The organism is Micromonospora sp. NPDC049662 (genome assembly GCF_040675055.1).
GTDB lineage: Bacteria > Actinomycetota > Actinomycetes > Mycobacteriales > Micromonosporaceae > Micromonospora.
The window spans coordinates 131,384-150,901 of the sequence record NZ_JBFAOC010000004.1; the positions used below are offsets into that span (position 1 = coordinate 131,384).

At 70.6% G+C, this 19,518-nt stretch carries 19 protein-coding genes and 2 tRNA genes; 7 read left to right on the plus strand and 14 right to left on the minus strand.

What is annotated here, in order from left to right:
• The first annotated feature begins 34 nt into the window (after nt 1-34).
• The 3 genes from AB0J36_RS04950 to AB0J36_RS04960 are packed head-to-tail and all read left to right on the plus strand — an operon-like array spanning nt 35 to nt 1,580.
• On the plus strand, nt 35-460 hold the full coding sequence (locus AB0J36_RS04950; protein WP_357129342.1) for a CBS domain-containing protein: 426 nt from the start codon (nt 35-37) through the stop codon (nt 458-460).
• 29 nt (nt 461-489) lie between these two features.
• Nucleotides 490-918, plus strand: coding sequence for a SufE family protein (locus AB0J36_RS04955; protein ID WP_357129339.1), 429 nt, complete (start codon nt 490-492; stop codon nt 916-918).
• A gap of 20 nt (nt 919-938) precedes the next feature.
• The gene (locus tag AB0J36_RS04960; protein WP_363660118.1) at nt 939-1,580 is read left to right on the plus strand and encodes a DsbA family oxidoreductase; all 642 of its coding nucleotides are present in this window, start codon (nt 939-941) and stop codon (nt 1,578-1,580) included.
• Nucleotides 1,581-1,616: 36 nt separating this feature from the next.
• Here the strand turns inward: AB0J36_RS04960 and AB0J36_RS04965 are convergent, their stop codons facing one another.
• The 5 genes from AB0J36_RS04965 to AB0J36_RS04985 all read right to left on the minus strand — a co-directional run bounded on the left by AB0J36_RS04965 (nt 1,617) and on the right by AB0J36_RS04985 (nt 4,939).
• Nucleotides 1,617-2,165: a YbaK/EbsC family protein gene (locus AB0J36_RS04965; RefSeq protein ID WP_357129854.1), complete on the minus strand. Its 549-nt coding sequence runs from the start codon at nt 2,163-2,165 to the stop codon at nt 1,617-1,619.
• A gap of 83 nt (nt 2,166-2,248) precedes the next feature.
• Nucleotides 2,249-2,443: a hypothetical protein gene (locus AB0J36_RS04970; RefSeq protein ID WP_357129333.1), complete on the minus strand. Its 195-nt coding sequence runs from the start codon at nt 2,441-2,443 to the stop codon at nt 2,249-2,251.
• Between the two features lie 82 nt (nt 2,444-2,525).
• Nucleotides 2,526-3,179: a GAP family protein gene (locus AB0J36_RS04975; RefSeq protein WP_357129331.1), complete on the minus strand. Its 654-nt coding sequence runs from the start codon at nt 3,177-3,179 to the stop codon at nt 2,526-2,528.
• A 51-nt stretch (nt 3,180-3,230) separates the two neighbouring features.
• The gene (locus tag AB0J36_RS04980) at nt 3,231-4,619 is read right to left on the minus strand and encodes an MFS transporter (protein WP_363660119.1); all 1,389 of its coding nucleotides are present in this window, start codon (nt 4,617-4,619) and stop codon (nt 3,231-3,233) included.
• Between the two features lie 59 nt (nt 4,620-4,678).
• Entirely contained in the window at nt 4,679-4,939 is a 261-nt protein-coding gene (locus AB0J36_RS04985; protein ID WP_357129325.1) for a hypothetical protein, read from the minus strand.
• A 219-nt stretch (nt 4,940-5,158) separates the two neighbouring features.
• Here AB0J36_RS04985 and AB0J36_RS04990 point away from each other — a divergent pair, with 219 nt between their 5' ends.
• Both AB0J36_RS04990 and AB0J36_RS04995 read left to right on the plus strand, forming a co-directional pair.
• On the plus strand, nt 5,159-9,604 hold the full coding sequence (locus AB0J36_RS04990; protein ID WP_363660120.1) for an HAD-IC family P-type ATPase: 4,446 nt from the start codon (nt 5,159-5,161) through the stop codon (nt 9,602-9,604).
• A 56-nt stretch (nt 9,605-9,660) separates the two neighbouring features.
• The gene (locus AB0J36_RS04995; protein WP_357129319.1) at nt 9,661-10,119 is read left to right on the plus strand and encodes a hypothetical protein; all 459 of its coding nucleotides are present in this window, start codon (nt 9,661-9,663) and stop codon (nt 10,117-10,119) included.
• 28 nt (nt 10,120-10,147) lie between these two features.
• Here AB0J36_RS04995 and AB0J36_RS05000 read toward each other — a convergent pair whose 3' ends face one another.
• Entirely contained in the window at nt 10,148-10,474 is a 327-nt protein-coding gene (locus AB0J36_RS05000; protein ID WP_357392229.1) for a hypothetical protein, read from the minus strand.
• Nucleotides 10,475-10,579: 105 nt separating this feature from the next.
• Between AB0J36_RS05000 and AB0J36_RS05005 the strand changes: the two genes are divergently transcribed.
• Entirely contained in the window at nt 10,580-11,308 is a 729-nt protein-coding gene (locus tag AB0J36_RS05005) for an LPXTG cell wall anchor domain-containing protein (RefSeq protein WP_357129313.1), read from the plus strand.
• A 299-nt stretch (nt 11,309-11,607) separates the two neighbouring features.
• On the opposite strand, the gene AB0J36_RS05010 is transcribed toward AB0J36_RS05005, so the two are convergent.
• Nucleotides 11,608-12,096: a VOC family protein gene (locus tag AB0J36_RS05010; protein WP_357129310.1), complete on the minus strand. Its 489-nt coding sequence runs from the start codon at nt 12,094-12,096 to the stop codon at nt 11,608-11,610.
• A gap of 208 nt (nt 12,097-12,304) precedes the next feature.
• Here AB0J36_RS05010 and AB0J36_RS05015 point away from each other — a divergent pair, with 208 nt between their 5' ends.
• Nucleotides 12,305-12,808 (plus strand): MarR family transcriptional regulator, encoded by a 504-nt coding sequence (locus AB0J36_RS05015; protein ID WP_357129307.1) that lies wholly within the window; start codon nt 12,305-12,307, stop codon nt 12,806-12,808.
• A 96-nt stretch (nt 12,809-12,904) separates the two neighbouring features.
• Here the strand turns inward: AB0J36_RS05015 and AB0J36_RS05020 are convergent, their stop codons facing one another.
• The 7 genes from AB0J36_RS05020 to gyrB all read right to left on the minus strand — a co-directional run bounded on the left by AB0J36_RS05020 (nt 12,905) and on the right by gyrB (nt 19,202).
• Nucleotides 12,905-13,105: a hypothetical protein gene (locus AB0J36_RS05020; RefSeq protein ID WP_357129304.1), complete on the minus strand. Its 201-nt coding sequence runs from the start codon at nt 13,103-13,105 to the stop codon at nt 12,905-12,907.
• 78 nt (nt 13,106-13,183) lie between these two features.
• A tRNA-Ala gene (locus AB0J36_RS05025) sits at nt 13,184-13,259 on the minus strand.
• Nucleotides 13,260-13,294: 35 nt separating this feature from the next.
• Nucleotides 13,295-13,423, minus strand: coding sequence for a DLW-39 family protein (locus tag AB0J36_RS05030; RefSeq protein WP_007453934.1), 129 nt, complete (start codon nt 13,421-13,423; stop codon nt 13,295-13,297).
• A 42-nt stretch (nt 13,424-13,465) separates the two neighbouring features.
• Nucleotides 13,466-13,539 (minus strand) — tRNA-Ile (locus AB0J36_RS05035).
• Nucleotides 13,540-13,692: 153 nt separating this feature from the next.
• Entirely contained in the window at nt 13,693-14,598 is a 906-nt protein-coding gene (locus AB0J36_RS05040; protein ID WP_357129300.1) for a DUF3566 domain-containing protein, read from the minus strand.
• Nucleotides 14,599-14,602: 4 nt separating this feature from the next.
• Nucleotides 14,603-17,125, minus strand: a complete 2,523-nt coding sequence (gene gyrA / locus AB0J36_RS05045) for a DNA gyrase subunit A (RefSeq protein ID WP_357129297.1) — start codon at nt 17,123-17,125, stop codon at nt 14,603-14,605.
• A gap of 130 nt (nt 17,126-17,255) precedes the next feature.
• Nucleotides 17,256-19,202: a DNA topoisomerase (ATP-hydrolyzing) subunit B gene (gene gyrB, locus AB0J36_RS05050; RefSeq protein WP_357129293.1), complete on the minus strand. Its 1,947-nt coding sequence runs from the start codon at nt 19,200-19,202 to the stop codon at nt 17,256-17,258.
• Nucleotides 19,203-19,518: the final 316 nt, after the last annotated feature.

The following is a 19,518-nucleotide window of genomic DNA, read 5'->3' on the forward strand; positions in this document are numbered from 1 at the left end:
AGTCGGATCGGGTGAAGCGTCTTCGGAGGATCTCATGACCGGTTACCGGGTCAGCGACGTGATGACCAAGCAGGTCGTGTACCTGTCGGCGGAGACCACCCTGGACGAGGCGGCCAGGGTGATGAAGGAGGCGGACATCGGCGACGTGGTGGTCACCGACGGCGCCACCCTCGCCGGCATGCTCACCGACCGGGACATCGTGGTCCGGGCGGTCGCCGAGAACGCGTCTCCGGCGTCGACCACCATCGGCTCGATCGTCACCCGCGAGGTGGTCATGATCGAGCAGCACTGCACGGCCGGGGAGGCCGCGGCGCTCATGCGGGACCGGGGTATCCGGCGGGTGCTGGTCTGCGACAGCGACCGCAAGCTGGTGGGCATCGTCTCGCTCGGTGACCTGGCCATGCAGCTCGACCCGACCAGCGCATTGAGTGAGATCAGCGAACAGTCGCCGACCACGTGAGCCGTCGGCGCCGGCGGTAGCCTCGACTCATGGCTGACATGCCGGCCCGACTGGCCGAGATCGTCGACGAGTTCGCCGCCGCGCCGCGCGACCTGGTGTTGGAGATGCTGCTGGAGTACGCGGACGTCATTCCCCTGCTGCCGGACGACGACACCGCGCGCGAGGGCATGGAGCAGGTGCCCGAGTGCCAGACCGCGTTCTTCCTGCGCGCCACCGTGACGCCGGACGGGGTGGTCGAGACGCTCTTCGACTGCCCGCCGGAGGCGCCGACCACCCGGGCATTCGCCGGGATCCTCGCCGAGGGGCTGGCCGGCGCGAGCGCCGAGGAGGTGCTGGCGGTTCCGGACGATCTCTACCAGCGGATGGGCCTGGCCCAGGCGATCAGTCCGCTGCGGGTACGCGGGGGCACCGCGATCCTGGGCCGGCTCAAGCGGCAGGTCCGGGAACAACTCGGCTGAGCGGGCAGTTGCCACCGATCATGGAGATCGAGATCTACGCGGACGTGGTCTGCCCGTGGTGCTACCTGGGCAAGCGCCGCCTGGACGAGGCACTTGCCCGCTACGACGGTGAGGTGACCGTCCGCTATCGGCCGTTCCAACTCGACCCGTCGCCGGTGCCCGAACCGCTCCCGGTGGTCGACGCGCTGGCCGACAAGTTCGGCGGTCCCAACCGGGCGCGGCAGATGGTCGAGCGGGTGGTCCAGGTCGCGGCGGGCGACGGGCTCCGGCTGGACTACGACCACGCGGTGGCCGCGAACACCTTCGACGCGCACCGGCTCGTCGGCTACGCCACCGAGCGCGACCGGGCCGCCGAGATGGTGGACGCCCTGTTCCAGGCGCACTTCACGAAGGGTCTCGACATCGGCTCCCGGGAGGTGTTGGCGACGATCGCCGGCTCGATCGGCCTGGACGCCGCCGACGCCCGCCGGTTCCTCGACTCCGACGAGCGGACCGCGGAACTCGCCGCCGACCTGGCCGCCGCCCGAGACCTGGGCATCACCAGCGTGCCGACGTTCGTGCTGGCCGGAAAGTACGCGGTAAGCGGCGCCCAGGAGACGTCCACGCTGCTCGCCGCGCTGGCCGAGGTCGAACAGCGGGAGGCCGCTGCCGGTCAGGCGTGATGTTTCACGTGCAACGGTATCGATGCTGATGCCTGGTCAGGCCGGCCTGGCCAGGCCTTCCACCACCTGCGCGCCGGGCAGTGCGCCCAGCGCCGGTCCGGGCAGCGCGATCTTGCTGTGCCGTACGCCGGACCCGATGATCACGTGCGGGGTGGCGATCACCCGCGCGTCCACCAGGATCGGCCACTGCGCCGGCAGCCCGATCGGGGTGATGCCGCCGTACTCCATGCCGGTCAACTCGACCGCGTCGGTCATCGGGGCGAAGCTCGCCTTGCGGACGTCCAGCGCCCTGCGGGCCACCCCGTTCACGTCGGCCCGCGTGGTCGCCAGCACGATGCAGGCCGCGTAACGGACCACACCCTCGCGCTTGCCGGCCACCACGACGCAGTTGGCCGACACGTCCAACCCCACCTCGTACGCGGCACAGAACTCCGCCGTGTCGGCGAGGTCGGCGTCGATCGGCGCGACCAGCACGTCGTCGACGTCGACCGGCGCTTCGGCGGGCCACTGGGCGATGGCCTCCGCGACCGGCGGGGCGAGCAGATCGAGGCGGGCACGGGCCGGTTCGGTCTTCAACGTTCCCATCACGGATGCGATCCTCGCACCCGTGCCGCCGGATCGCCCGTCGACACCGGCGACGTCCCGCGACGCCACGTCCACGTCGCGGCTCAACTGCCCGCGAGGAACGCGTTGTTGCGCATGAACGAGCGGTCGCGGTCGGCCGCCAGCTCCTCTTCGCGTCGGGCCCGGGCCCGCTGAAGCTCCAGGTCCTCCAACGCGTGCCGGACGCCCAGCCGGATCACGCCGTAGAGGAACACGAAACCGAAGACGTAGAGGATCACCGTGGTGACGACAACGAACATGGCGTCACCGTAAGACGAACGTGAACCGGCGCATCTCTCATCTCCGCGCGGTTCCCCCGTACGTGTCCGGGGCACCGGGACCTCACCTCGACTTGACCAGGTCCAACACCGTGAGCAGCGCGAAGAACGCGATCACGATCTCGTTGACGATCCACGCGTGCCCCTCGGCCCAGCTCCGCATCCGGGCGAGCACCCGCGCGGCCTTCGACCCGAGCAGCACCAGCGCCAGCAGCGGCACGGCGAGCAGCAGCACGGTGAGCAGCACGAACGGCACCAGGTGCCACCACGGAAGGTCGTGCCGGGCCACGGTCGCGCCCACCGTGGCCATGGTGAGGTCGTCGGTGGGTGTCACCACGAAGAGCAGCGCGCCCGTACGCGCCGCCCAGCGCGGATCGGCGTGACTGACGCTGCCCAGCCATCGTGGCGGCCCGGAGCGGTCGCGGCGTACCCAGATCACCACGGCCATGACCACCAGCAGCGCGAGGACCACCAGGTCGATGGCCGGACCACTGTCGACCTTGCGGGCGGCCGTGCTGGCGTCGTTCGCCAGCCCGCCCAGCACCCGGGTCAGCAACCAGCTCACCGTCACGCCGGCGACCACCACCAGTCCGGCGCCGGCGAGGAAGCCGGACGACGCGGCCCGGGGCCGGTCGGACGAGGCGAGGAAGATCGCCACGACCAGTTGGGTCCCGGCGACCATCACCACGGCCAGCGGCAGGACGGTCAGGAAGCTCACCGCTGCCATCCTGACGCCCGACCGGGACCGATGCGCGGAATCGGCGGTGGATCACCCGCCCGGCCGGGTACTCCCCGGCACCACCACCCGGCCGGCCAGCAACGCGCCGAACAACGCCAGACCAGCCGCCACCACGAGCGTCACCAGATAGCTCGACGGGCCGGGCGCGCTCCCCGCAGCCAGAACGGCGCCGGTGAGCGCCAGCACGGTCGCCGCGAAGAGGGAGTCGCCCAGTTGCAGCGACGAGCTGTTGCGGCCCTGCTCACCGGATGCGGACAGCTCCAACGTGAGCACCGACAACGACGGGTAGAGCAGCCCCATGCCGAGCCCGGCGACCGCCCAGCCCAGCACGGCGACGGCCACCGGCACCTCGGGTCGGACGGCCAGCGCCACCGTCGCCGTACCGGCCGTGATCGCGCACAGGCCGACGCGCGGCAGGCTGGCCCGGGAGGCCGGCACCGGAATTCGACCCTGTATCCAGGAGCCCACCGACCAGGCCAGCGCGCCCACGGTGAGGACCAGCCCGGCGGCGGTCGGCGACAGTCCCCGCTCCCGGGACAGCATCAACGGGATGACCACCTCGGCGCCGACGAACGCCGCCGACGCCAGACCCCGCAGACCGACGACGGTGGGCAGCCCCCGGCCCGCCCGGAGGAACCCGGCTGGTAGCAGGCGCGGAGCGCAGATCACCAGACCGGCCAGGGCGAGCGCGATCACCGTCAGGGCCGCCACGCCACGCTGCTGCCCCCCGATGTGCAACAGTGCGGCGCTCGCGCCCGCCCCGCAGGCCCAACCGATGCGGGCGACCGCGCCGACCGGCGGCCGGGTCCGCACGGTCGCGTCGAGCGACCGCAGGCCCGGCTGGATCAGCAGCACCGCCGGGACGGCCACCGCCGGCACCACGAGAAAGACCCACCGCCAGCCCAGGTACTCGACGATCAGCCCGGCCAGCGCCGGCCCGACCAGCGAGGGTACGACCCACGCCGCCGCGAACGCGGCGAAGATCCGCCGGTGCAGTTCCTCCGGGTACGCCTGCCCGACGATGACGTAGAGCGCGACCGAGAGCAGCCCGGAGCCGAAGCCCTGCACCACCCGGCCGACCACCAGTGCCGTCATCGCCTGCGCCGTACCGGCGATCAGCAGTCCCACCACGAACCAGGCGACGCCGTGCCACATCGGCCCCCGGGGTCCCCGCGCGTCGCACCAGATGCCGGAGACGACCATGGCCAGCACACCGGCGGCGAACGGGCCGCCGAACGCGATGCCGTACAACGCCAGGCCGTCCAGACTGCGCGCCACGGTCGGCATGGCCGTGCCCACCGCCAGCGCCTCGAAGGCGAGCAGCGACACCAGCGCCACGCTGCCGACCGTCATCGCCCGCAGCCGAGACGTGAACAGCCCGACGGGCGCTGGGGCGAGGGTGGCGGTTCGGCTCGACATGCACCGAGCCTGCGACCTCAACCCGGATTCATGTCAACCGGGGCGTGACCCGGATCTCGTCAGGCTTCCTGGATCGCCTCCCCGACGCCGCGTACCAGTCCCGAGAAGTGCTGGTCCGCGAGGAGATGCCCGGCGGTGATCACCAAGGCGAGCGGCCACTCGATCACCTGCAACGCGGCCAGGACCCCGAGCCCGGCGTAGTAGGCGACCTTGTCCGGTGGCGGTACGGCCACCTCGCCCAGTATGGGCAGCTCGACCCGCCGGCTGTACATCTGGACGTTCTCGCGTGAACCGTTGAGGTGTCGCGTCAGCGTGCTCATTCCGGCCTCCCCGTGTCCGGTGCTGGTCGTCGGATTCCACCGGCCACCCCGTCCATGCGCAGCCCGCCGCGCAAAGTTCCGGTCCGCCGAGGGGCATAACGGACGCCAGGTCGGGAAGCCAGGCCGCCGGACGCGAGGGCGGCGGGAGGACGAGATGACCGACGGCACAACAATCGGCAACGGGGAGTCGGGTCGGCGTCCGTCCGGCCGTACGCCTCGATGACGGCGGCGGGTCGTGCCGCCGGCCGCCTCCTGCCGTCCATCGGCGTACCGCACCTGGTCGGTGAGGCGTCCCGGACCGTCGGGTCGGCCGCGACCCGGTTGGCCCGGACCGCCGGCCTCAGCCGACGCCGGGTCTGGTCGCGCCCGGGCCGCCACCACATCGAGGTACACGGTGTCTGCCAGGACGGCGGCGACCGGTTGGCCCGGCAGGTCGAGGCCGCGCTGGAACGGCTTCCCGGAGTCGCCTGGGCCCGGGTGAACGCACCCTCGGGTCGGGTCGTGGTGGCCGTGCAGGCCCCCGAGCCGAGGCTGCGCGACCTCATCGCCGCCATCAGCCGGGTCGAGCGGACCTGTGACCACGAGCCCGACCCGGAGATCCCACCCCCGCACCCGCCGGAAGAGGGGCCGCGTACGCCGCGCACCCTCGGCGCGCTCGCCTCGGACGCGCTGGGTCTGACCATCTCGGCGGCCACCCGCATCCTGCCGTTCACACCGTTGCCCGGTGAGGTCGCCGGCCTGCTGGCCGCCGCCGACCTGCAACCGAAACTGCACGCCTTCGTCGGTAGACGACTGCGCTCCGACCCCCGCGCCGACGTCATCTTCCCGCTGGCCGAAGCCGTCGTGCAGGGCCTGACCGGCAGGTGGACGGGGATAGTCCTCGACGGCGCCCAACGGATGGTGCAGTGGGGCGAGGCGCGGGCCCAGCTCGCCGCCTGGGAGGAGGCCGAGCCACGGCTGACCGGTGACCCGGAACGTGCCACCGCCCGGTGGCCGGCGGTAGAGCGCCCCTGCCCGAAACCGGACGGCCCGGTCGAGCGCTACATCAACCGGGTGCTCGCCGCGGGCGCGGCGGCGGCAGCCGCGGCGACGCCGCTCGCCGGACCCAAACGGGCCGCCGCGCTGGGACTCTCCGCGCTACCGAAGGCCCCGGGCAGCGGGCGGGAGGGGTACGCGGCGCAGCTCGGCCGAGTCCTCGCCCGGCGCGGGGTGATCGCGATGGACCGCAGTGTGCTGCGGCAGTTGGACCGGATCGACACGCTGGTGCTGGACGCCGCAATGCTCGGGTCGGAGCGGGGCGTACTCGCCGATCTGGCCCCGGCCGCCGACGCGGACGTCGACGAGGTGGCGGAGCGGGCGTTCGAGCTGTTCGACCCCGCCGACCCGACCACCGCGCGGGAGTCCGACGGTTGGCGGCTCGCACCCCTGGACCGGCTGCCCGAGGACGCCCGCGGCGACGTACCGGACGGCGAGCGGCTGCGTACGGCGGGCGGGCAGTTGCTCGGGCTGACCAACGCGGGACGACTGGCCGCGCTGCTGCGGGTCGAACCGGAGCCCGCGCCCGGAGTCGACGGTCTACCCGCCGCCGCGCGGCACGCCGGACTGAGGCTGGTCGTGGCCGGGGGCGACGAGCAGCGGTACGACTTCGCCGACACGCTGCTGCCCGGTGGAGACCGGTTGGCCGACTCCGTACGCGCGCTCCAGCGCGACGGCGCGGTGGTCATGCTGGTCTCCGGCGACCGGGCGGCGCTCGGCGCGTCCGACTGCGGGCTCGGCATGTCGGCCGCCGAGGAGTTGCCCCCGTGGGGAGCGCACCTGCTGGTCGGCGCCGACCTTCGGGTGGTGGCACTGTTGGTCGAGGCGACCGGGGCAGCCCGGCGGATGACCCAGCAGAACATCCGGCTCGCCATGGCGGGCACCGGACTGGGTGCGCTGGGCGCGTTCACCGCGCCGCCGGCCCAACTGCCACATCGGGCCCTCGTGGCGGTCAACGGCGCGGCCGCGCTGGCGTTCGCGAACGGGGTCTGGCGGGCCCACCGGCTACCCGACCGGTCGGACGCGCCGGCGCCGGTGGCGACCGCCTGGCACCTGATGCCGGTACGGACCGTGCTGGACCACCTGGACACCACACCCGACGGGTTGACCAGCGCGGAGGCGCACCGCCGGCATGACGACAACGGCACGGGCGGCGGCACGCCCAGCGGTGGTGGGCTGCTGCGGGCGTTCCTGGACGAGCTGTCCAACCCACTCACACCCGTGCTGGCGGCCGGGGCGGTGCTGTCCGCGTCGTTCGGCTCGCTCGTCGACGCCGCGCTGGTCGGCAGCGTCGTCGGCGGGTCGGCACTGGTCGGCGCCGTGCACGAGCGCAACACCGAACGTTCGCTGGCGGAGCTGCTGTCGCGCTCGGCGGTGACCGCCCGGGTCCGCCGGGACGGAGCCGAGCAGGTCGTCGCGGCCGAGGACCTGGTGCTCGGCGACGTCATCACCCTCGAACCGGGTGACTCGGTACCGGCCGACTGCCGGGTGCTCGAATCGGTGGGATTGGAGGCGGACGAGTCGTCGCTGACCGGCGAGTCGCTGCCGGTCGCCAAGAGCAACCGGGCGGTCGTCGCCGCGGCCATCGCCGACCGCCACTCGATGCTGTACGAGGGCACCACCGTCGCCGCCGGCCACGGCACCGCCGTCGTGGTGGCGACCGGGGCCGACACCGAGTCCGGCCGCAGTCTGGCGCTGGTCCGCCAGGCGCCCCCGACGAGCGGGGTGGAGGCTCGACTCGGCTCGTTGACCAGCGCCGCCATCCCGTTGGCCGCCGGTTCGGCGATCGCCGTCGCCGGGGCGGGACTGCTCCGGGGCGTACCCCTGGCCGAAACGGCGGCGACCGCCGCGAACCTGGCCGTGGCGTCGGTGCCGGAGGGGCTGCCGTTCCTGGTCAGCGCCGCGCAACTGGCGGCGGCCCGACGCCTCGCCGAGCACGGCGCGTTGGTCCGCAATCCGCGCACCATCGAGGCGTTGGGCCGGGTGGATGTGCTCTGCTTCGACAAGACCGGCACCCTCACCGAGGGCAAGTTGCTCCTCGCGGGGGTCGGCGACGGGGTCGGCGACCGGTACGCGCCGGTGGACCGGCTCGATGACCGCCTACGGTCGACCCTCGCCACCGCGCTGCGGGCCACCCCGGCGGCGGCCGATCCGGAAGAATTGGCGTTGCAGACCGACCGGGCGGTTCGGCGGGGCGCCGCCACGGCTCAGGTTGTCGAGCAGACCGGGGCGACCGGCTGGCGCGCGGTCGGCGGGCTGCCGTTCGAGCCGTCCCGCGGCTACCACGCCACCGTCGGCGAGACCGACGGACGCCTGCTGTTGAGCGTCAAGGGCGCCCCCGAGACGGTGCTGCCCCGGTGCGTGAACCGGCGTACCGACGGCCGACGGGAGCCGCTGGACGACGCCGGCCGCGCGGAACTTCAGCGCGTGTTGGCCGACCGGGCGGGCGCCGGGCACCGGATCCTCGCTGTCGCCGAGTGCCAGGTGGACGCCGCGCAGATCACCGACTCCGAGGTCCAGGGGCTGACCTTCGTGGGGTTCCTGGCGCTCGCGGACGGGGTCCGGGAGAGCGCCGCCCCGGCGGTACGCCGCATCCGGCAGGCGGGCGTGCACACCATCATGATCACCGGTGACCACCCGGCCACCGCCGAGGCCATCGCGGCCACCATCAGCGAGCACGACGAGCAGCGGGTGGTCACGGCCGCCGAACTCGACCAACTGGACGACGAGGCGCTCGCCGAACGGCTCGCCACCACCGACGTGGTGGCCCGCTGCACCCCGACGCACAAGGTACGGATCATCCAGGCGTTGCAGAAGTGCGGGCGGACCGTGGCGATGACCGGCGACGGCGCCAACGACGCCCCGGCGATCCGGCTGGCCGACGTCGGCATCGCCCTCGGCCAACGTGGCACACCGGCGGCCCGGGCGGCCGCCGACCTGGTGGTCACCGACGACCGCTTGGAGACCATCATCGCCACCCTGGTCGAGGGGCGTGCCATGTGGTCCTCGGTCCGGCACGCGCTGAGCATCCTCGTCGGCGGCAACCTCGGCGAAATCGCGTTCAGCGTGCTCAGCGCCGCGGCGACCGGCCGCTCGGCCCTCACCGGCCGGCAACTGCTGCTGGTCAACCTGCTCACCGACCTGGCCCCGGCGCTGGCCATCGCGGTCCGGCCACCCGCCTCGGACCGCACCGACGGACTGCTTCGGGAGGGCCCGGACGCGTCCCTCGGTGAGACCCTCAGCAGGGAGATCGGCCTGCGCGCGGCGTCCACCACGCTGGGCGCGACGGTCGGCTGGACGTTGGCCCGGTACACCGGGCGGCAGCGCCGGGCCGGCACCGTCGCTCTCGTCTCCCTGGTCGGCACCCAACTCGGCCAGACCATCCTGGCCGGCGGCACCAGCCCGGCGGTGCTGGCGTCCACGGCGGCGTCGCTGGGAGTGCTCGTCGTGGTGGTGCAGACGCCGGGTGTGAGTCAGTTCTTCGGCTGCACCCCGCTCGGGCCGGTGGGCTGGACCATCGGCGCCGGATCGGCGCTCGGCGCCACCCTCGCCAACGGCGCGCTCACCAGGCTGGTCGCGCATCTCCCGGCAGCCCGACCCGACCTCGCCCAGCCCGTCGACGGCGACTGACGGCAGCGCTGACCGGTGGCTCGGGCATCATTGATCTCGCTGACTAGCCTGGCGGCATGCCGTCGTTCCTGGCCAACGGAACTCGTCCGAAAGCCTGGCCAAGTCTTCCGCTGGCGCTGCTGCTGCCCTGCGGCCTGCTGATACTGCTGGGTGTCACCGACGACCGCGAGCCGCCCCCACCCGACGGCGTGCTGACGCCGGCGACGGTGATCGCGGTGGAACCGGCCCGGACCACCGACGGCCCCTACGTCCTGCTGCGGGTAGACGCCGTCGATGGGCCCGCCACCTGCGGCATCTACGAACGGTCGTTTCCCGACCGGCGGCTACCGCCGCTGCACCAGCAGCTCACCATCGACTACACCCCGTCCCGGTGCATGCCGGAACCGGTCAACACCGAACTGCCCCGCGGGGTCATCGTCGCCATGGGAGCCATCGGATTGGCGGTGTCGCTCCTGTGGCTCCGGGCAGGTCCGCGCTTCCAACGGCTGACGCGCGCGCGGCGCTCCCGCTCCTGACAAGGACGACCCCCGGGCCGACACGTCGTTACCGGAGCGGTCCGGGGAGCGGCACCTCGCCCCGCATCGCCTTCTCGGCCAACTCGATGCGTTCCGGATGAAGTCTGTCGTCGCCAAGGGGGTGACCGGGCGAATTGATGCAGCGCTGCCCCGACGCGGCGCTGCACACCGGACACGCGAGAAAGAATCCGGAGGATGGCACGAGTTCGACGCCCTGGGCCAGCGCGGCTCTGCCAATCTTGACGACCGCTGCGAGCAGGTCGTCGTCCTGGTGCCGGGTAGCGGCAGCGGCCACCTCCCGCATCCCTTCCCAGAAATTCTCGGCCGAGTTCGGTTCGTTCACGTCGATGCGCACGATCGCGGATCCCCGCCTCCCGTCCCGGTAAACGCGGGGCCATGCGCTACGCCCGTGGGCGGTAGTATCCGCAGGCTTTGATCTACAACGGGGAGGACGATCCACATGCGAGGCAAGATCCCGGCCGGCATCGCGATAGCGCTGGCCTTCATGGTTCCGGCCGCGCCGGCGATGGCACAGAGCGCGTCGCCCGGGCTCGACCAGAACTGCCAGACGGTCGAGCGCAAGACGTTCACGGACATCCGTGAGCTGTTCACCTTCGACCTGGACACCGCCAATGTCAGCCAGCTACGGCTGCTGGCCAACCGGATCCTGTTCGCCGCAAACAACGAAGCCCTGCCCACCCTGCCCGACGTCATTCAGAAGCGGCTGGACGGCACCTCGGCGGATCTGCGCGCCTGGCTCAAGAACGACGCACAGGCCGTCTGGACGATCGATCTGCGGATCAAGGTTGGCCAGACGATGACCGGCGCCGGCCCCAAGGTGAAGGAGGCCGCGCAGAAGACGCTCGACGCCGAAACAGTCGACCCTTACCTGGCCTACCTGAACGAGGGCCTGTACGCCGCCCGTGCGCTCGACTGCGCGGCGCAGCCCACCCCGACGCCGACGACGTCGCCGACGACGCAGCCCACCCCCACGGCGAGCGCGACGTCGACCGTCGCGCCGACTGCGGCCACCTCCACCAGCCCGGTCGCCGCCGGCGGTGATGGTGGCGGACTGCCCGTGACCGGCGCCGACACCGCGACAGTGGCCGGCATCGGCGGCGCGCTCCTGCTCGTCGGCGGCGCGAGCTTCGTGATCGCACGCCGTCGCCGTTCCCGCTTCGTCGCGTAGCTCGATCCGGACGCGCCCGGCCCGACACATCGTCGGGCCGGCGCTTCTTTGCGCAGGTCAGCGACCCGTTGCGGCCACCGGAGTCGTCGTCAGCGGCCAAATTGGCGGTAGGCCCGAAGAGTTCGTCGAGGCGCCCAGGCGAGGATCCACTGTGGGAACGGCCCTCGCCGACGGCGGCGATTATCCTGCGGGTCGCCCATACGGCAGGCGGGACCCGCCTCCGGACGTCCAGAGGTGAGTCCCGCCTGCCGTGAACCGCGCACCGGATGACCATCGGCGGCGAGGTGCGGGCCCGCTGTCTAGCCCGCGAAGCCGCCCTTGGGCTCGATGATCTCCAGGTTCGTGCCGTCCGGATCGGAGAAGTAGGCGACCTTGGTGCCGAGCGCCGCCTCAGGGGTGACCTCGCCCGCGATGAACGTGTAGTCGTCGCCGAGGAAGTCGTAGCCGGCTTCCTTCATCCGCTGGTACACGGCGTCGAAGTCGTCGACCCGAAAGCAGAGATGCATGGAGCCGGGGCGGTTCGCCATGCCGTTCGTGCGTTCCCCGACCGGCTCCTGGAACTCGATCAGGTCGATGCCGAGACCGTCCAGGTTGATCGTCGCGTATCGCAGCTTCGCGGTAGGCAGCCCTTGCGTAATGCCGAACCGCACGCTGCCCATGGTCCCCTCCGCCACAGGTTCCCGCCCGGTGAGAGCGGAATAGAACGCGATCGAGGCGTCCAGATCCGAGACTGAGATCCCGACGTGGGCGGCCCGGGTGAGGTTCATCGGAGTGCCGGAGACGGTCATGACGCACCTTTCGCTGTGGCCCGGCACCTCAACGGGTACGCCCAGGTTCGGGCGGCTCCACGAGGAACCAGGCTGATCGGTTCGGCGGCCGGGTGGAGAATCCAGCGACGGCCACCAAACTTGCTTGCAAGGGCCTGATGTAGGCGCTAGCTGACATTCCCGGAACAGGCTTACCCTGAAACTCCCGCCCCAAAGGAAGACCCGGACCATGACCGCCACGGATCCCGCGCTAACCGCCCTCGCCAGCGGATGGGCAGCCCTCTCCCTCCTCTACGGCAGGATCGAGGCACACCTTGAGCGCGCTCTGCAGTCCGCGCACGACCTCAGCGTGCGGGAGTACTCGTTGCTCGACGTGCTCAGCCGCCAGCACGACCGCGCAGGCGGCCATCTGCAGATGAAGCAGGTCGCCGACGCCGTGGTGCTGAGCCAGAGCGCCACCACCCGCCTGGTCGCCCGTCTGGAGGACCGTGGCCTGCTCTCCCGCTACCTGTGCCCGACCGACCGCCGCGGCATCTACACCGACGTCACCGACGCCGGCCTGAAGCTCCTGCGGGAGGCCCGGCCGACCAACGACACCGCCCTGCGGAAAGCGCTGGACGACGCCGCCAAGAACCCCGAGTTGGCGCCACTGGTAACGGCAGTCGAGGCAATGGACCTCACACGTCGACCCATGACCACTCACGGTGAGACGTCAAAGGGTTCGACTGCCTGAGGCGGCGTGGCGGTGGGCGGCGCTTCCCGCCGGGCGCAGCCGGGGAGTCGTGGTAGGGCCCGCGACGCGACCCGTCGGTCTGCTTCCAGGAAGCGGCTAGGCCGTATCCCAGTCGGAGGAGGCCGAGACCTCGTAGGGGATCGTCGCCAACAGCTCGGCAGGCCCTTCCAACTTCCAGGCCCGGACGCAGCAGCCGCAGCCGCCATCCTCTTCGGCGTGGGTGAGAGCGTCTCGGTTGGCGTTCAACCAGGCCTCAGCCGCCTCGACCTCGCTCGGCTTGTCTACGGAGGCCGCCATGGTTTGCCGGATCACAGCGAGCACCGTAGCGCAGACCGGTTGGCTGTACCGAGGGCCGAGATCAGCCGAAGAAAGCGCTGGTGGAGCCCAGGGGACTCGAACCCCTAACCCCTGCCTTGCAAAGGCAGTGCTCTGCCAGTTGAGCTAGGGCCCCGCAACGACGGCGACCAAATCGCCGCCATCTTGATATCAGCGCAGGTCGGGCGCGGTGGTCGCCTCGTGCCAGAGGGCGCGCTCGTCGTTGGCGGCCTTGACCTTGTTGAAGACGACGGCAGCCACGCCGACGACGCCGGCCAGGATCAGCAGCTTCTTGAACATGGGGCAACCCCTTGCGCTCGACTACCGTCGGACGATGTGCGGTGGGGCTAGATGGAATCGAACCATCGACCTCAGAGTTATCAGCTCTGCGCTCTAACCGACTGAGCTATAGCCCCGCGTAGCGACGAGCAAGATTAACCCATCCGCCGCGCCGGCCCCAAATCGGGGTCCGACTGCGCGATCCGGGTCGTCGCCGCCCGCAAAACCTACCTGAGTACGGGGCGTCGGAGCGACCGCATTCCGCGGAGGCCCCGACGCCCCGGTCACACTCAGTCCCGCTCGGCGAGCGTCAGCTCGATCCCGCCGACCAGGTCGGCGCAGACGTTGTAGACGAACGCGCCCAGCGTGGCCAGCGCGGTGAACAGCACCACGTTGACCAGGCCGATCAGCGCCGAGCTGAGGATCACGCCCTTGGCGGTGATCTGGAACCCGCTGGTGCTCTGCCCACCACCCGCGTTGACCAGGTCGCTGAGGCTGTCGTTGACGCTCTGGAACACGCCCATCGCGTCCAGCGCCAGGTAGAGCACCGACGTGGCGACCACCACGACGATGAACAGCACCACCGAGACGGCGAACGCGAACTTCATCACGGACCAGGGGTCGATCCGCTTGAGGTTCAGCCGGGCCCGGCGCGGCCCACGGGACGCCGCGGAGCTGACCGAGCTCCGCGCGGCGCGGACCGCCTCGCCGACCCGGGCAGCCCCGACGGCCGACGGGTTGCCGATCCCCGGCGGCAGACCGCCACCGCTCACGGGGCGACCACCGGTGGACGTACGCCCCGGATCCGGCGGCGTCATGCCCGGTGTGATCCGGGGCTGCGTGCCAGTAGCCCCGGTCGATGTCGCCTGACCGGGTCGGGTGCTGATCGGCTGCGTGGTCGTCGGCCGCGCCGGGTTCGGGGCGGCCGCCGTGGGGGCCGCCCCGGTGGACGTCGCTGCCTCACCGGCCGACTTCTCGGCCTTGGTGTCACCCGATCCCGCGTCCTCGCCGGGCTGCTCCGGCGGGGGTGTCATGCCGGGAGCCCGGGTGAATTTCGGGGCAGGCGCGTCGGCGGGAACCGTGGCCCGGCCCACGGCCGCGCGGCCGGTCGCTGGTGTGCCGCCCTTGGCGGCCTCCTCGTCGACCGGGTTGGCCGAGGTCCCCGTGTTCCCCGACTTCGCCTGTGTCTCCGTCATTCAACTAGTCCTGTTCGTCAGGCTCGTCGGCATTGCGAGCAATCGCCACGATAGTCACGCCGTCCGGGAGGTCCATCAGCTTGACCCCCATTGTGTTCCGGTCACGCGTACGGCGTACAGGCTTCACCGGAGTCCGGATGACACCACCGTTGCTGGTGATCGCGAACAACTCGTCGTCCGGGTCGATCACCACCGCACCGACCAGACCACCGCGCCGTTCGGTGATCTTCGCAGTCAGCACGCCCTTACCTCCCCGGCCCTGCACCGGGTATTCCTCGATCGGGGTACGTTTCGCGTATCCCCCGTTCGTGGCCACCAGGACGTCCAGACCGTCCCGGACGACCTCCATGGCGAGTAGGACATCGTCGTCCGTGAAGCGCATGCCGATCACGCCCGAGGTGGCCCGACCCATCGGCCGCAGCGCCTCGTCCGAGGCGTTGAACCGGATGGCCTGCGCCTTCTTCGAGACCAGCAGCAGGTCGTTCTCCGGCGCCACCAGAGCAGCACCGACCAGCTCGTCCTCATCGCGCAGGTTGATCGCGATGATGCCGCCGGAACGGTTGGAGTCGAACTCCTCGAGCCGCGTCTTCTTCACCAGGCCGTTCTTCGTGGCCAGTACCAGATAGGGGGCTACCTGGTAGTCCGGGATTTCGATGATCTGCGCGATCTGCTCATCCGGTTGGAAGGCGAGCAGATTGGCCACGTGTTGGCCCTTGGCTACCCTACTGGCTTCCGGCAACTCGTACGCCTTGGCCCGGTACACCCGGCCCTTGTTCGTGAAGAACAGGATCCAGTCGTGCGTGGAGCATACGAAGAAGTGGCTGACGATGTCGTCCTGCCGCAGCGTGGCGCCACTGACGCCCTTGCCGCCCCGCCGCTGCGAGCGGTACAGGTCGACCTTCGTCCGCTTGGCGTACCCCGTCCGGGTGATCGTGACGACCACGTCCTCCCGGGCGATGAGGTCCTCCATCGAGACCTCGCCGTCGAACGGAATGATCTGCGTACGCCGGTCGTCGCCCCACTTGGCGACGATCTCGCCCAGCTCCTCTGAGACGATCTTCCGCTGCCGCTCGGGCTTGGCGAGGATGTCCTTGAGGTCGGCGATCTCGATCTCAAGCTTCGCCAGGTCGTCGATGATCCGCTGCCGCTCCAGGGCGGCGAGCCGGCGCAGCTGCATGTCCAGGATCGCGGTCGCCTGGATCTCGTCGATCTCCAGCAGCCGGATCAGGCCCTGCCGGGCGTCGTCCACCGTCGGCGACCGCCGGATCAGGGCGATCACCTCGTCCAGGGCGTCCAGCGCCTTGCCCAGGCCGCGCAGGATGTGTGCCCGCTCCTCGGCCTTGCGCAGCCGGTACGCGGTCCGCCGACGGATCACGTCGATCTGGTGCTCGACGTAGTACCTGATGAACTGTGCCAGGTTGAGCGTGCGCGGCACCCCGTCGACGAGCGCCAGCATGTTGGCGCCGAACGTCTCCTGAAGCTGCGTGTGCTTGTAGAGGTTGTTCAACACCACCTTGGCGACCGCGTCGCGCTTGAGCACCAGCACGATCCGCATACCGGTACGACCGGAGGACTCGTCGCGGATGTCGGCGATCCCCGCGAGCTTGCCCTCCTTGATCAGCTCGGCGATCCGCTCGGCGAGGTTGTCCGGGTTCACCTGGTAGGGCAGCTCGCTGACGACCAGGCAGGGACGACCCCGCTTGTCCTCCTCGACCTCCACCACGGCCCGCATCCGGATCGAACCACGACCCGTGCGGTACGCGTCCTGGATCGCCGTCGTGCCGACGATCAGACCGTGGGTCGGGAAGTCCGGGCCCTTGACGATGCCGAGCAGCGCCTCGAGGGTGGTCTCCTCGTCCTCCTCCGGGTGCTCCAGGCACCACTGCACCGCCGCGCCGATCTCGCGCAGGTTGTGCGGCGGGATCTTGGTGGCCATGCCGACCGCGATGCCCTCGGAGCCGTTCACCAGCAGGTTGGGGATCCGGGACGGCAGGATGGTGGGCTCCTTGGCCCGGCCGTCGTAGTTGTCCTGCAGGTCGACGGTGTCCTCGTCGATGTCCCGCAGCATCTCCATCGCGAGGGGGTCGAGCTTGCACTCGGTATATCTCATGGCGGCAGCCGGATCGTTACCCGGCGAGCCGAAGTTGCCGTTGCCGTCGACCAGCGGGTAGCGCAGCGACCACGGCTGCGCCATCCGGACCAGCGCGTCGTAGATCGCCGAGTCGCCGTGCGGGTGGAACTGGCCCATCACGTCGCCGACGACGCGGGAGCACTTCACGTAGCCGCGGTCCGGCCGGTAGCCGGAGTCGAACATGGCGTAGAGGATCTTGCGGTGGACCGGCTTGAGCCCGTCCCGGACGTCCGGCAGCGCGCGCCCGACGATGACGCTCATCGCGTAGTCGAGGTAGGAGCGCTGCATCTCCACCTCGAGCCCGACCGGTTCGATCCGGTCGTGCGCGACCACCGCGGCGATGGCCTCGGTGGGGACCTCGGGCTCGTTCGGTGTGGACTCGGGGGAATCGGTCACTGTATACCCTTATCAGACTCAGAGTCGTTTTCGTGCTGTGGATAACGGCTGTGGATAGCCGTCAAGCTGTGGATAACTCTGTGGACCGGCGGGCCAGCCAGGTGCTGCCCGGCTGGCCCGTCGACGTCCGTCAGATGTCCAGGAACCGCACATCCTTGGCGTTGCGCTGGATGAACGACCGGCGGGCTTCGACGTCCTCACCCATCAGGACGCTGAACAACTCGTCTGCGGTTGCAGCGTCGTCGAGCGTGACCTGACGCAGGGTGCGGGTCGCCGGGTTCATCGTGGTCTCCCACAGCTCGGGATAGTTCATCTCGCCGAGGCCCTTGAACCGCTGGATGTCGTCCGGCTTGGCGTTCGGCTTCTTCTGCTGGCGCAGCGCGATGAGCCCGTCCCGCTCCCGGTCCGAGTAGGCGTACTGAGCGTCGTCGCCCTTCTTGTTCCACTTGATCTTGTAGAGCGGCGGGGCGGCCAGGTAGACGTGCCCCAGCTCGACCAGCGGACGCATGAAGCGGAACAGCAGGGTGAGCAGCAGGGTCTGGATGTGCTGGCCGTCGACGTCCGCGTCGGCCATCAGCACCACCTTGTGGTACCGCAGCTTCTCCATGTCGAAGTCGTCGTGGATGCCGGTGCCGAGCGCGGTGATCAGCGCCTGGACCTCGTTGTTCTTGAGGACCCGGTCGATCCGCGCCTTCTCCACGTTGAGGATCTTGCCGCGGATCGGCAGGATCGCCTGGGTGCGCGGGTCGCGACCCTGCTTGGCCGAACCACCGGCCGAGTCGCCCTCGACGATGAAGACCTCGGACTCGCGCGGGTCGGTGGACTGGCAGTCGGCCAGCTTGCCCGGCATCGAGCCGGACTCCAGCAGCGACTTGCGTCGGGCCAGCTTGCGGGCCTGCTGCGCGGCGATCCGGGCGCGGGCGGCCTGGGAGGCCTTCTGAATGATCGTCTTGGCCTCGGCCGGGTTGCGGTCGAACCAGTCGACCAGCCGGTCGTTGCAGACCCGCTGCACGAAGCTCTTCACCGGGGTGTTGCCCAGCTTGGTCTTGGTCTGGCCCTCGAACTGCGGGTTCGTCAGCTTGACCGAGATGATCGCGGCCAAGCCCTCTCGGATGTCCTCGCCGGAGAGCTTCTCGTCGCCCTTGAGCAGCTTCTTATCGGTGCCGTACCGGTTGACCACGCTGGTCAGCGCGGACCGGAAGCCCTCCTCGTGGGTGCCGCCCTCGTGCGTGTTGATGTTGTTGGCGAAGGTGTAGACCGACTCGCCGTACGACTCGTTCCACTGCATGGCGATCTCGAGGGACATGCCCTCTTCCTCGGCCTCGAACTCGACCACCGTCTTGTGCATCGGGTTCTTGGAGGCGTTGAGGTGTCGGACGAAGTCGGCGATACCGCCGTCGTAGCGGAAGGTGACCTCGCGGGTCTTGCCGTCCTCGTCCTCCGGGACCCGCTCGTCGAGCAGGTGGATGGTGATGCCCCGGTTGAGGAAGGCCATCTCCTGCAGGCGTCGGTAGATGGTCTGGAAGTCGAAGTCGATCGTCTCGAAGACGTCCGCGTCGGGCCAGAAGGAAACCGCAGAGCCGGTGCGGTCGGTGGTCTCGCCCTTCTCCAGCGCGGATGGCTTGGAGTTGGTGTACTGCTGCCGCCAGACGAAGCCGGACTTGTGGATCACCACTGCCATCTTCGTCGACAGCGCGTTCACCACGGAGACGCCGACGCCGTGCAGGCCGCCGGAGACCGCGTACGCCTTGCCGTCGAACTTGCCACCCGCGTGCAGCACGGTCAGTGCGACCTCGACGCCCGGCTTCTTGAGCTTCGGGTGGAGGTCGACCGGGAAGCCACGGCCGTTGTCGGTGACCTGGACCCCACCATCGGCGAGCAGCACCACGTCGATGGTGTCGCAGTAGCCGGCCATCGCCTCGTCGACCGCGTTATCGACGACCTCCCAGACGAGGTGGTGCAGACCGCGCTCGCCGGTGGACCCGATGTACATACCGGGCCGCTTGCGGACCGCCTCCAGCCCCTCGAGAACGGTGATCGACTCTGCGCCGTACTCCTGCTTGTCCTGCGCTGCCACCCTCGGCCACTTTCTCGCGTCGTCGGCGCCGGTGGGGCGCGTCGGGCGCGGGTTCGGCGGGACATGACGCGACGTCGGCGCGCGGACCGGTGCCGGAGATCTCCGGACAGCGGGTCGAACGCGCCGGTCGCCGCGGTCGCCCGCGGATCGCGATCGGCTCGACCCGGGGTGGAGAATGACTTGGGGCCACCGGCCCCGTCGCTCGCCCGCACCGGGTCTTCGTCTCGCTGTCAATCCTACTGTGCGCGGGGGACAGAACCACCACTCGGCACCCTCAACGAGGCGGCTGAGATGTCCGTAGCCGGCAGAACCCCGT